At 69.9% G+C, this 12,284-nt stretch carries 7 protein-coding genes, 1 tRNA gene and 1 pseudogene; 3 read left to right on the forward strand and 6 right to left on the reverse strand.

The features are described 5' to 3' along the window. Nucleotides 1-523 (reverse strand): carbamoyl-phosphate synthase domain-containing protein (locus tag TR48_RS32410; protein ID WP_042373956.1); only part of this gene is annotated, 523 nt, incomplete at its 3' end. A gap of 85 nt (nucleotides 524-608) precedes the next feature. Then, a complete protein-coding gene (locus TR48_RS42575) occupies nucleotides 609-791 on the reverse strand; it encodes a hypothetical protein (RefSeq protein ID WP_152628307.1) in 183 nt (60 codons plus the stop codon). A gap of 368 nt (nucleotides 792-1,159) precedes the next feature. Here TR48_RS42575 and TR48_RS32415 point away from each other — a divergent pair, with 368 nt between their 5' ends. Then, the gene (locus TR48_RS32415) at nucleotides 1,160-2,110 is read left to right on the forward strand and encodes a helix-turn-helix domain-containing protein (protein WP_052443239.1); all 951 of its coding nucleotides are present in this window, start codon (nucleotides 1,160-1,162) and stop codon (nucleotides 2,108-2,110) included. A gap of 144 nt (nucleotides 2,111-2,254) precedes the next feature. On the opposite strand, the gene TR48_RS42580 is transcribed toward TR48_RS32415, so the two are convergent. Next, nucleotides 2,255-2,337, reverse strand: a tRNA-Thr gene (locus TR48_RS42580). A gap of 368 nt (nucleotides 2,338-2,705) precedes the next feature. Between TR48_RS42580 and TR48_RS32420 the strand changes: the two genes are divergently transcribed. Together TR48_RS32420 and TR48_RS32425 are read left to right on the forward strand one after the other, a co-directional pair. After that, entirely contained in the window at nucleotides 2,706-3,245 is a 540-nt protein-coding gene (locus TR48_RS32420) for a Uma2 family endonuclease (protein WP_042373957.1), read from the forward strand. A 510-nt stretch (nucleotides 3,246-3,755) separates the two neighbouring features. Further along, nucleotides 3,756-5,042: a hypothetical protein gene (locus tag TR48_RS32425; protein WP_042373958.1), complete on the forward strand. Its 1,287-nt coding sequence runs from the start codon at nucleotides 3,756-3,758 to the stop codon at nucleotides 5,040-5,042. Between the two features lie 63 nt (nucleotides 5,043-5,105). Here TR48_RS32425 and TR48_RS32430 read toward each other — a convergent pair whose 3' ends face one another. The 3 genes and pseudogenes from TR48_RS32430 to TR48_RS41135 form a co-directional block, all read right to left on the reverse strand. Next, a complete protein-coding gene (locus TR48_RS32430; protein WP_236652430.1) occupies nucleotides 5,106-10,040 on the reverse strand; it encodes a DUF3320 domain-containing protein in 4,935 nt (1,644 codons plus the stop codon). A 78-nt stretch (nucleotides 10,041-10,118) separates the two neighbouring features. Continuing rightward, nucleotides 10,119-11,717 carry a serine/threonine-protein kinase gene (locus tag TR48_RS32435; protein WP_042373960.1) on the reverse strand — a complete coding sequence of 533 codons (1,599 nt, stop codon included), beginning with the start codon at nucleotides 11,715-11,717 and terminating at the stop codon, nucleotides 10,119-10,121. A gap of 393 nt (nucleotides 11,718-12,110) precedes the next feature. Next, nucleotides 12,111-12,284, reverse strand: a pseudogene (locus TR48_RS41135) (transposase); the annotation flags it as partial.

The following is a 12,284-nucleotide window of genomic DNA, read 5'->3' on the forward strand; positions in this document are numbered from 1 at the left end:
GCACGACATAGGGCTTCACGGTGCCGACCCGGACCGCCAGCGCGGCGCCGGCCATCGGCGGCGCGGCGAGCACCTGGGCGGTCATCTCCGCCCGGTCGCCGAACGCGTCACCGGAGAACACCCCGGCGCGCATCGCGCCGCGGGTGCGCAGGTGGAGCGTGAGGGCCCGGGTGTCGATCCCGGAGACGCCGACGATCCCCTGACGCTCGAGCTCCTCGCCGAGCGAGTGCCGCGAGCGCCAGTTGGACGGACGCCGGGACAGCTCCCTGAGCACGTAGCCGGCGACCTGGATCCTGGACGACTCGTCGTCCTCGGCGGTCCAGCCGGTGTTGCCGATGTGCGAGGCTGTCTGCACGACGATCTGACCGTGATAGGACGGGTCGGTCAGCGTTTCCTGATACCCCGTCATACCGGTGCAGAACACGGCCTCGCCCAGAGATACTCCGGTGGCGCCGAATGCTCTGCCGACGAACAGAGTTCCGTCCTCAAGAACCAGTGCTGCATTCTGCGCGGACGCACCCATAGCTTCCCCCAAGGAAATCCAAGCAGCCCGGATGCGGGTGCCGGTGGAACCAGAAGTGAATTCTGCGGAGTAGCCGTCGGGCGAGCTACCGGGACGGCGGGACGACGTCCCAGCCGACGTCGCCGGGCAGCGCCAGGGCGTGCGAGCTGCTGCTTTCCGAGTAGTTGGCCGCGACCGAGGAGCGGGCTGCCGGCAGCGAGAAGGCACAGAGCACGCCGATCAGGGTGACCAGTACGGGTGAGAGCGCCTTGGTAGTCAATGTGCCCATCCTGTAGTTGTTCGCTGACTGCTCGACTCCTCCATCGTCGGTCGAGCCCGGATCGAGAGCCAGGGCCGAGGAGGCTCGGGAACTTGCATTGCAAGGAGTGGAGGGCAGAGGCCTCGACACGGCCGTCCAGATCGGTGCAGTCCGGACGAGCGAACCCATTTCGTCGGTCACCAGGAGCGCACGCAAGGAAACTGACGGCAAGTCAGTGTAGGCCGGGCTGCCTGCAAAGCGTGAGTGCGGGGCTCCGATATGTGACACTGTCACGGCCGGATGTGATGCCGGCGAGCGAGGCATCGCCGGGGGGCGCCTTCCTTGGGACCTCCCGCACGCGCCCGCGGAAAGGCACGGCACTGGGAGGGAGCGGCTCAATGGATGGCCGGCAGACGGGGGACGCGTCCGAATCGGGTGGCTCGGACGCGCCGAGCGGCCAGGGCTCGCAGGCCGGCCTGTCCATGCAGCTGGTGGCCTCGGCGGTCGAGCAGCTCGAGGAGCTCATGCACAGCGTGGACGAACTGAAAAGAGCCGCAGGCCTCTCCCTGGGGCGAGCCGAGGAGTTGCGAAGAATGCTCAGCGATTCCGTGCGTTCATCTGCCGGGACCCTGCCCGTCCCCTGGGGCGAGGAACTCGTCGGGTTCTCGACCATCGGGCCCGCGATCGACCGGCAGGTGGCGAAGACCCGGATCGAGATGCTCACCGCCCAGCCGGACGGGGCACGCCGCGTCGAGACCCTCGCCGAGGCGCTCGCCTCGGTCGAGCCCCGCCTGAAGGCGGGCGTCAAGATGCGCACGCTCTACCAGCACACCGCCCGGTTCGACGAGGCCACCAAGGCCTACGCCAGGGCGGCGATCGACATGGGCGCGGAGATACGCACGCTCGACGAGTTCTTCGACCGGCTCCTGATCTTCGACCGCAAGGTCGCCTTCCTGCCTATGAACTCCGACCGCAGCGGCGCGCTGCGCATCACGCACCCCGCGCTGGTCCACTTCCTCGCCGACAGCTTCGACCGCGCCTGGGACCGCGCCTCCGACTACCCCTTCCAGCCCAGCCACGCCACCGAGGCCGCGGCGGCGGTCATGCCGAACATGGTGAGCGCCATCAAGAAGCTGATGGTCCGCGGCTACCCGGACGCGGCGATCGCCCGCCGCCTGGGGATCAGCTCCCGCTCCCTCCAGGCGCACATCCAGCGCATCAAGATCGGCATGGGCGCGTCCAACCGCCTCCAGCTCGGCTACCAGCTCGCCCTCCAGGACCTCCGCAACGGCGGCGGCGACAGCGACCTCCTGAGCGGGGACGACGACTTCCCCTTGGACCTGGACTGACCGCGGACCTGAACTGACCGCGGACCTCGGCTGACGGCACTGCCGGGTCAGGGCCGGGGACGGGGAGCCGGGAGGCCCGGTCAGCCCAAGAAGCCCGGAAAACCCGAAGGCCCAGATCGCAGTGGACTGCGACCTGGGCCTCAAAGGAGCCGGCTTCGGGATTCGAACCCGAGACCTACGCATTACGAGTGCACGAACGCTCCTGGGCCGCGTTTCGCAGCGACTCCCGCCCAGCCCTTGGGGCGCCTGGGCGAAACGGCCTTCGACGCGCGGCCGCGGCCTCGTCACGATCGCATCCGCCCTGATCAGAGCATGTCGGAGCGTGTCAGATAGTGCCGCGTGGTGTCAGCTCGTATCGCACCGTCCGCGCTCCCTCCGCGCTCCCCTCGTGGTGCCGAATCGTGCCGGGTCCGACCACCTGCTCCGGCCCATTCGCGTCCAGCCGACCGGCACCCGCCGAAGCGTGCCGTCACCCGCCCGGCTGTCGCGTCCATACAAAGGCGGAGGCTCGAAGCCAGAACGGCTGCCGCGGAGCCCCACGTCCGCAGCCGGGCGAAACCCTCGCCCCTTCGGCCCGGCGTGCTACGTTCGACAGGTGACGGACATCGCACGGATCTGGGAGTCGTTCGAGCCGCCATCGGGCCTGGTCGCCCAGTACTACGGCGGCCAGATCGTGATGCAGGCAAACCCCCTGCTCCTGCACGATCTGGTGATCAGGTCAATCGTCCGGCAGGACTTCGACCCCTACGAGGCATGGGGCGAGCGCGGCATCGACCTCGGCACCGACGGCGAACCCTGCCCCGACGTGGTCGTCATGCACCGCGACGACATCGACCTGACCGTGCGCAACACCCCCGCCCAGGTCGTCCGTGTCGTGGGCGAGGTGGTCTCCCCCTCCTCCGCGAAAGCCGACTGGCGAGACAAGCGCGAGCTCTACGCGGCACACGGCATCCCGCTCTACCTCGTCATCGACCCCCGCCACGGCACCTGGCACGTCCTGACCCTCGACAACCTCGGCTACGTCCAGACCCAGGAAGGGATCTTCGGACAGTCCATCCCGCTCCCTCTGCCCGACGGCCCCACCCTCACCGTCACGACCACCGGCTGGCACCCCTACCCAACCTCCGACGGGTAGGCCAGCCTGCCGGCGGGCCACGCGCTGCAGCTGAGGCAGAAGCCCCTGCACGCGTCCGCTGCCCAGGGGGCCCGCCGCACCTCCCACACGGCGCGGAGAACGCCCCTGGCCCCCCGGCGTCGTCGTCTTCCCCTGCTCTGACACGAGCTGCGTCAGTCATCGCAGGCAACGTCGGCCATGACGGGACTGCGAAACCGGGCGCCCGAAACCGCCGGTCAGCGTCGGCCGCAGAAGCCACGGCACAACGCGTGACCAACTGAGGCGCAGCGCCCGGACTGCGGAGCAATGCTCAGAACCTGTGGGCCTGCCCGGGAGGTACGTTCTCGGTGGTCGGTCGGTAGGTCGTCGAGCGAGGCCGGTAGTCGCTGTGCCGGTCGGGAAGGCACGTTGGTGCTCACCCTTGTGAATGACGGCACCGCGGATGGCGGGGCGTCGTTGTTGGACGAGATCATGCGGGAGGGCGCACGACGGATGCCGGCCAGGGAGCGTGGATGTGACAGGCTTACGGGTATGCCGAAGAGCCGTGGCCGCCGCAATTCCTCCGGAAGCAGGAAGCAGAAGCCGGTCCGTCGTTCACCGCTGCCGGCGATGCTGTCGGACCAGGTGATGCGCGATGCCCGGCGGCACTTCGGAGGCGGCAGCGGCGAGCTGCTGACGGCGGAGGCGTGGGCCAGCAGCTGGCTCGGTCGGGCATGGGTGGACGCCCCTCTCACCGAGCGGGAGCCCGAGCAGCGGCTGTGCCTGGAGGTGGCGGGCTGGGCCTCGACCACGCCGTCCCCGGCGGGTCTGGCCGCCGTGGCCGCGTTGGAACGAGTGGCACCGCCAGACAGCAGGGCGATGCTGGCCGGCACCGTGGCCGTCCTCGCCGATACCCAGCCGCTGCCCGCCTGGCGCACCGCCGTGGGCCATCACCCGGTGCGGGCCTGGCGCGCGGTGGACGTCTGGGACAGCGAGCGCGTGCTGTTCATCGCCTACGAGGGACCCACCCCGCACACCCTAATGGCCCAGATCACCGAGGCCGGCGGCACCATGGTCGACAAACTCGGCCTCCTCACCCCGGACGCTGCCACCGCCTGGTCCGACATGCGGGACGACGACGATGTCCCCATGCCCCTGACCGGCCACGAGGTGTCCGCAGCGCTGGCCGATCTCGCCACAGCCCTGCGAACGACGGACATGACCTGGCCCCGAAACAACGACGAAGACTTCGTCGAGCTGCGGGCACTGGCCTGGACGCGCTGCCGCGACCACCTCCCCGACTGGCCCGAACACCAGCAACTGCCCGAGGCCGAACGCACCCGTCTCCTGGGCACGTTCACCACCAACGCCGTCGGCGACACCGACTCGGACACGTTCGACACGATCCGGTCACTAGCCGAGCTGTTCCTCGACTACGGCGAGAACTACATCACCACCGGCCCCCTGGCCTGGAGCCCCGCCCAGGCCATGCTGTTCCTCGCCGACTGGCTGCCCCGCAAGGCCGTCCTCGACCACGACCAGCGCACCCTCCTGCCCGACCTCCTCAAGCAATGGGTGCGCTTCGCCCTCACCGAACGCGGCGTCGAACCGCGCTGGATCGCCCCCGTCATCAACGCCGTCGACATCCACCTGCCCGACTTCCAGGACGCGTTCGACGACCAATCCGCCTGGGGCCCGGCCAAGCAGATCGCCGCCCTCCTCACCAGCCGCGGCATCGACCCCACCGATCAGGACGCCGTCGAGACCGCCGTCCGCGCCCTCAACGCCGAACGACTCACGCGACGACTCACCCAGCAGCCGCCCGCCCACGACTCTTGACAATTACTCCAGACTGCGTGAGGTGGGGCGCACTCCGAGGCGATCGGCGCGCACCCCGCCGCGTCACCGCACGGCAGAAATACGGTCCAGGCTTCCGGCCACCAGGCCGTCCCTGAACATGCCTGCGATGTCTGCTTCAAGTGCGGAGCGGATGTCGGACCCGAGCCGGCCCCAGCCGAAGAAGTCGCTGGTCATTCTGAGCAGCTCCTCGCCGCTCATTCCCGGACACTCCGAGGCCAGCTCGTAGAGAGCCAACCGGCGTTCGACCGCGGGAACGTGCGACACCTTGCGAGTCCAGCCCGGATCAGGCGTCCGCGCCCTCAACGGACCACTACCGGGGAAAGCGTAGGTTGACGACTCCACCTCCTCGATCCGCCCCATCCGCCTCAGGCTCGTGAGCACCGTGCGGATGTTGTCCCGGATGCGGCTGCCGGATCGCGCGACGCCCCAGGCTTCCCGGACCCGCTGGATGAGCAGCTCCTCGTGGATCGGTCCCTCGACCCCGACGATCTCGGTCACCAGCCGCCCGACCTCAGGCCGTGCCTCAGCAGTGTGCAGCTCGTACGCCGCTCGCGTGTTCACCTGCGCGGCTTCGTAGGGCACGGCCCAGGTGCGCACGTGCGCGGGCTTGACCGGAACGCGTTCCTCGACCGGCCGCTCCGGATGGGGCGCCGGAGTGGACGAGAGGACCGGGGCCGTCGGAGCGACAGTCGGCGCAGCGGGCTGCACCACGGGCCCCGAGGGTTGGGTGATCGCTGCTTCGACCGCGGCCCGCAGACGGTTCTGCGCGCCCACGCGATCCCGATACCAGTCAGTCCCCCAGATCCGGTACAGCCTCCAGCCGAGGCCGTTCAGAACCTCCTCGCGCAGGCGGTCCCGATCCCGGGCCACCTTGGAGGAGTGGTACATCGCCCCGTCGCACTCGATACCCAGGGCGTAGGAACCCAGCGCCTCGGGATGGCGAATGCCTAGGTCGATGCGGTACCCGGCGACGCCGACCTGGGATTGGACCTGGTAACCCCACCCCTCCAGGACGGCGAGCACCGACTCCTCGAACGGACTCTCCGTCTCCGCCTGGTCCTGGACCAGTTGCTGAGCCAGAACCTTCGGCCCGTGCTGGGCGTACTGCAGGTAGCGCTTGAGGTGCTGGACGCTCGTGTTCTCGCTGTCCCGCAGCTCGTCGCCGGCGAAGGAGGCGACGAGCTCCATCCGGTACCGGGCACGGGTGACGGCGACGTTGAGGCGGCGCCAGCCGCCCTCCCGGTTGATCGGGCCGAAGTTCTGCGACAGCCGACCGTGCTGGTCGGGTCCGTAGCCCACGGACATGATCATCACGTCACGCTCGTCGCCCTGCACTGACTCCAGGTTCTTGATGAAGAAGCCGTCCAGGCGGCTCTCGGTGAAAAAGCGATCGAGATCGGGTCGTGCCAGCCTTGCCTGTTCGACGGCGGACTCGATCGCGGACGCCTGCGCCTGGGACAGGGCCACCACGCCCAAGCTCTGTCCCGGGCGGGTGTCGAAGTGGTGGAGCACGCGTTGGGCGACAAACTCGGCCTCGATCGTGTTGTCGCTGCGGCCTCCTCGGTCGTAGACGCCGTTCGCGCGGAAGAACTCGACGCCCACATGGTTCGCGGTTTCGTGCGCGCCCGGGAAGGTCACCATCGAGTTTCCGTAGAAGGACCGGTTGCTGAAGGTGATGAGGTCCTCGTGACGACTGCGGTAGTGCCACCGCAGGTCCAGGTTGCGCATCGCGCCCGCACGGCAGGCGTGCAGCAGCGATTCGAATTTGTCGGGGAGCTCCTCGTCCCACTCTTCGGAGTCCTCACCCACCGCCGCATCGAAGAAGGAGGTCGGCGGCAGCTGCTTCTCGTCGCCGGCCACGATCAACGACCGACCCCGGTAGATGCAGTTGGCCGCGTCCCCTGGACGCACCTGTGACGCCTCGTCGAAGACGACGACATCGAACTGATAGTCAGCAGGAATGAACTGGCTGACCGTCAACGGGCTCATCATGAAGCAGGGCTTGACCAGCCGGACCACCTCGCCGGTTCGCGAGAGCAGGTCGCGGACCGGCATGTGCCGCGTCTTCTTCTGTGCTTCCCTGGTGATCACCGCTGCCGCGCCGCCTGCGAAGCTGCGCGGACGGCGGCTGTTGACGCTCGCCACCACCCCACCGCGGGCGGCCTTGACCAGCCTGCGGTCCGCCTCACGGAAGTCCTGCGCGCGGGCGTCCAGGTCCAGGGACCGGACCACCCTCAGCCGGGAGTCGCTCTCCAGGACGGCGTCCGCCCAGACTCTCAGCAACGCGCCCTCCACGACCGACGGGAAGACGCCGGCCGCGATTCCGTGCTCCACGCAGCGCGTCACCAGCCCGTCGATGCCCGCTCCGCGCAGGAATTCCATACCTGCGGCGAAAGCTCGCCACTCCTCCGGCCCCTGCGGGTCGCCGCGTAGCCGGTCCACCAGCACGCGGGCCTGTCCCAACGGCCCGAGCACCTGCGGCGAGAGCTCCAGCGCCCGCTCCTCGGTGAACAGCCCGAGCAGCGCGGTCGACAACTCGGACCAACGGGCAAGTCGTCGCTCAGCCTCCCCGCACCAATCCGACAGCGCCTTGCGGGCCGCCCGCGCTTGGAGGAGGACGAGGGCATCGGGAGCGGCGTCGTCGGAAAGCAAGAAGGCGAACCGGTCCGGTCGGGCCGTGCCCGCGCCGGCGGCCGCGTCCGCACCGAGCGCGAGAGCCCGCCGGGCTGTGGCCAACGCTTCCGTCAACTCGTCAAAGCCGGTTTCGCCCGCGGGGAGGTAACGCCCAAGGAGCCCGGAGTGAGCCCGGCGGAGGGCCTCGGTGCGCGCGGCCGACTGCCGCCAGGCCAACGCGTCGCCGAGCCGCTTGGACAGACCCTTGTGCCATGTACCCGAGGCCGAGAGCGCCGTCACCGCTGCCCGATCGGCCTTGTAGGCGGCGGAGAAGCGGGCCAGCAAACCATGGTGCTGCTCAGCGAACCGCCGCACCAGCTCGGACAGGTCCGTGGCCGCTAACACCCGCTCGCTGAAGGCGTCGGCCGCCGCCGCGCGGGCAGCCCGTTCCGCCACCGTCGCCTGCTGGAGTTCTGCGGTGGCCGCCTCGGCCAGCCGGAGTGTCGACTCCTCGAACCAAGCAGCAAGTGGACGATGTGCAGCCCCGGCGAGATCGGCAAGTTCCAGCAGGGCGAGGGCGGTCCGGGCCGATCCAGGCTTGGGCAGTCCGAAGGCGTCCGCGAGCTCGGCCAGCGTGCCCGCGGGGTCGTCGGGCAGCGTGCTCGACCCGAACGGCTGGTCGTTGCCGACCGTCGTGGGCAGTCCCGTTCGAAGCTCCCGCAGCATGACGTCGAGCTCCCGAGCCGTGAGCGGTTCGGCCTGGGTGGCGGCGAACGGGCGGCGCAAGCAGGCGGCCTGGATCTGCTCCAGGGCGTCGTCCGCCCGGGCCAGCACCTCCAGCGGCGAACTGCCGCGCAGTCCGCGCCAGACGAAGCCCTCCCCCTCAACGGCCGGACGCCACGCCCTGCTGACGGCGCCGGCGATGTCCAACAACTGTTGGAGGACGGCCTCGGACAGCTCCCGCCGCACCCGGCCTCCGTCCAGCTGTACTGAGACCTTTTGGCTCTCGGGACGCTGCTGCTCCAGCACGACCAGTCGCCCGAGCACGTCGTGGAGGGTGCGGTCCAACGGCTCCCGCCGCTCGTTCATTGCCGTCGCATGCCCCGACAGCGCCTCCCGGAGCTCGCGCGCCTTGTCGAGCTCGTAGTCGGCCGCCCCGTTGGCGCGCACCTCCGTGGTGAGGACGCGGCCGAGTTCGGTCGCCACGGCCTTCTTGCTGGTGTCACCGCTGTGCAGGGCCAGGACGAAGTCGCCCAGACCGACGTCCCTCAGGCGGTTGCGCACCACGTCAAGGGCGGCCGCCTTCTCACTGACGAACAGCACCGTGCGCCCGGCGTGCATCAAGGCGGCGATCATGTTGGTGATCGTCTGACTCTTACCGGTGCCGGGCGGCCCGCTGACGACGAAGGAGCGGCCGTCGAGCGCGGCCGCCACGCACTGCCGCTGCGACGCGTCGGCATCGAGAACGAGCGGGGTGCGCTCAGGGGGCTGGATCTCGTCGATCCGGTCGAGGCTCGGCGCCTCGAAGCCGACGACGTCAGCGGGCAGGCCCGCGTCGGGGCCCAGGCCAACAGCTCGCACCAGCGGATGCGCCAGGATCAGCTCCTCGTTCTGCTGCAGGTCCTGGTACATCGCCTCCTTATAGGAGGTGAACAGGCCCAGCACCACCCGTTCTGTCACGGTCCAGCCGCGCTTGGGGTAGGCGACGCGGCGCGCCGCCGCGAGGACCGCGGCGAGATCAGCAGGGTCCTGCTCCGCCACGGGCGACCAGTCGATGCCCAGGCGCGCCATCTTCACGGCGAGAGCGGGGTTGAGGATCGTGTCCTGGTCCTCGGCCGCGTGGAGCCGTGACCTCCCGTCGCGGCTGCGGCGCAGCTCGACCGGCACGAGGAGAAGCGGCGCGGAGGACGGGTTCTCCTGGTCGTCCGACTCGCACCAGTCCAGCATCCCGACGCCGAGCCACAGCACCCACAGGCCGTAGTCGTTGTACATCAGGCCGGACTGGAGCCGCAGCCGGGCGACGGCGGTGTTCAGGCTCGCCTGCGTGGTCTTCTGAGTCACCAGGCCCGCGGCGGGGCGGCTGCCCGGGGAGGCGGCCAGCGCACGCTCGGCGTTCTCACCCTCGTCCTCTCCGACGGAGGCGAAGTCCCAGCCCCGGGCCAGACCGGAGAGGAGGGTGGCGGCATCAGGGGTGGTGATCTCCAACGTGGCCGAGCGGGTGTGCCGGAAGTTCAGCAGCCTGTTGCGACCACTGAGGTCCAGCAACGACTCGCGCCAGTCCCCCAGCACCCGTCGCAGTCGCTCGCGGCTCGGCTCCCCGAAGCCGGCGGCGGTGGAGGGGCCGGGGTTCTGCATGTCATCCATCCGGGTGGGTCGGGTCGGCGGTGCCGGCGGTTGCGGTTGCGGTTGCGGTTGCAGTAGTTGCTGGCGCGGATAGCGAGCTCAGCCGAGGCCGAGATCGGGGGCGTCCGGATCGAGGCCGATGCGGAAGAGCGTCTCGGCGACCTCGACGGCGAGTTCGTCCTCCTCGCCGAAGACCATGACCAGGTCTTCGTAGAGGGGCTCCAAGAGTCGCACCGCCTCGGCGACCCGCCCCTCGGCGAGGACCAGGACGGCGATGCCGTGCCGCAGTTCGATCGCTTCCTCGCTGACGTCGCTGTCGACCTGCTTCACGACGTTGAGGACGGCCTGCAGTTCCTGGAGTGCCTGGGTGACTTGTCCGAGCTCGGCGCGACAGCGGGCCGCCTGCGCACGGCACTCGCGCGTGGCGGTCGCCGTGGAACCGGCGGTCCGAGCGTAGGCGTCGGCGAGCGTCTCGAACTCCGGCAGGGCGGCACGGAAGTCGCCGCCGAGGAAGCGGATCGCGGCGCGCTGGCGGCGCAGGTCGAGGACCTGTCGGCTGTCGCGTCCCAGAGCCAGCCCGGCGGGCTCGATGACCTCGCTCAGCACCTCGACGGCCTGAGCGAAGCGTTCCTCGTCGGCCAGTTCGCCGGACTCCGCGTAGGCCTGCTTGATCGCCGCCCGCAGCTCGCCGTCCGGCACCGGCGCGGGGGCGGGCACGGGCTCGACCGTCGTGGGCGTGTAGGCCGCGGCTGCGGGCACCTGCGTACGGGCGCGAGGCGCGTACGGGTGTCGGAACAGGCCGGTCGGATCCGGCGCGCCGACCGGTCCTGCCTCGTCAGGCGCGGGCACGGACCCGGCCGAGGGCAGGAACGGCAACAGCCGGTCGTAGACCTCCTGGGTGTCGGTCGGACGGCTCTCGGGCGCCCTGCGCAGCAGGTGGAGGACGAGCGCCTCCAGCGCCTCCGGAACATCCGCCCGCAGCTCGCGCAGCGGCACCGGCGCCGCGGCGAGATGCTGGTGCATCAGCGCGAACTCGTTCTCCCCGGTAAACACTGGACGCCCCGCGAGCAGCTCGTGCAGGACGCAGCCGAGCGCGTAGAGGTCGGTGCGCGGGGTGATGCGGCCACCACGCACCTGCTCCGGGGCCATGTACTGGTGCGACCCGATGGGCCTGCCGGTAGCGGTGAGCTTGGTGACATTGGTGCGCAGGAGTGCCGCGATGCCGAAGTCCAGCACCTTGACCGTGCCGTCCCGGGCGACCAGGACGTTGGCGGGCTTGAGGTCGCGGTGGATCACCGGGACGTCGTGAGCGTAGGAGAGCACGGTGGCGATCTGAGCCGACACGGCGGCGGCCCAACTGACCGGTAGCGGATGGTCGGGGTGGATATAGGCCGTGAGCGGGATGCCGTCGACGAGCTCCATGACCAGGAACACCCGCTCGAACGAGTCGTCCAGGACGGCGTCGTAGACCTGGGGCACGCCAGGATGCTGGATGCGCGCGGCGATCCGGGCCTCGCGGCGGAACCGCTTGGCGAACTCCTCGGCCAACTGCGGCGTGGTGACCGCGGCCTGCCGGATCAGTTTGACCGCCACGGGCCGGTCCAGCACGGAGTCGTACCCGCGCCACACGTCGCCCATGCCGCCGTGGCTGAGCTCGCCGAGGATCTCGTAGCGGCCGTTGATCACGTTCTCCGGCACGCGGGTGCCCCCGTTTCTGTGGCGCGCGTCGTCTCGTCATCTGTGGTGGTGCGGAGGACCCCGAGGCCCGGTGACCAGAGGCGGTGCTCACCAGGCCCGGAATCAACGGAGTTGAGTTGTGCACCTAGTGTGAAGACTGTGGTGATCGTTCGTCCAGTGCACGGACGAACCCGGCAGGGGTGCCAGGTTCGTCCATGGGTCCGATCGTCGGTCCGCGCCTCGGCTTTCACGCCACGTCTTCGACGCCTTCCTCGCGCCTGATCATCCGCCAAGCGGCGCGGCGCGCACTGCGGTCGAGGCCGGACTTGAAGCCCTTGTCCTGGCTGAAGTACCGCTTGCCGAGGTCCGTGACGATGCCGACGTACTCCTCGACCTTGTCGGCGAAGACCCGGTGAGCGCGGCCTGCGGGCTCGGGAAGTGCCCGCGCGCCCGGACCGCCCTGCGGATCCGCGCGTTCACGCTCTCAATCGCGTTCGTCGAGCAGATGACCTTGCGGATCTCCACGTCGAACTGGAGGAAGGGCGTGAACTCGGGCCAGGCGTCGGACCACAGCTTGATCACGGCCGG

This window comes from Streptacidiphilus neutrinimicus (assembly GCF_000787815.1).
Lineage (GTDB): Bacteria > Actinomycetota > Actinomycetes > Streptomycetales > Streptomycetaceae > Streptacidiphilus > Streptacidiphilus neutrinimicus.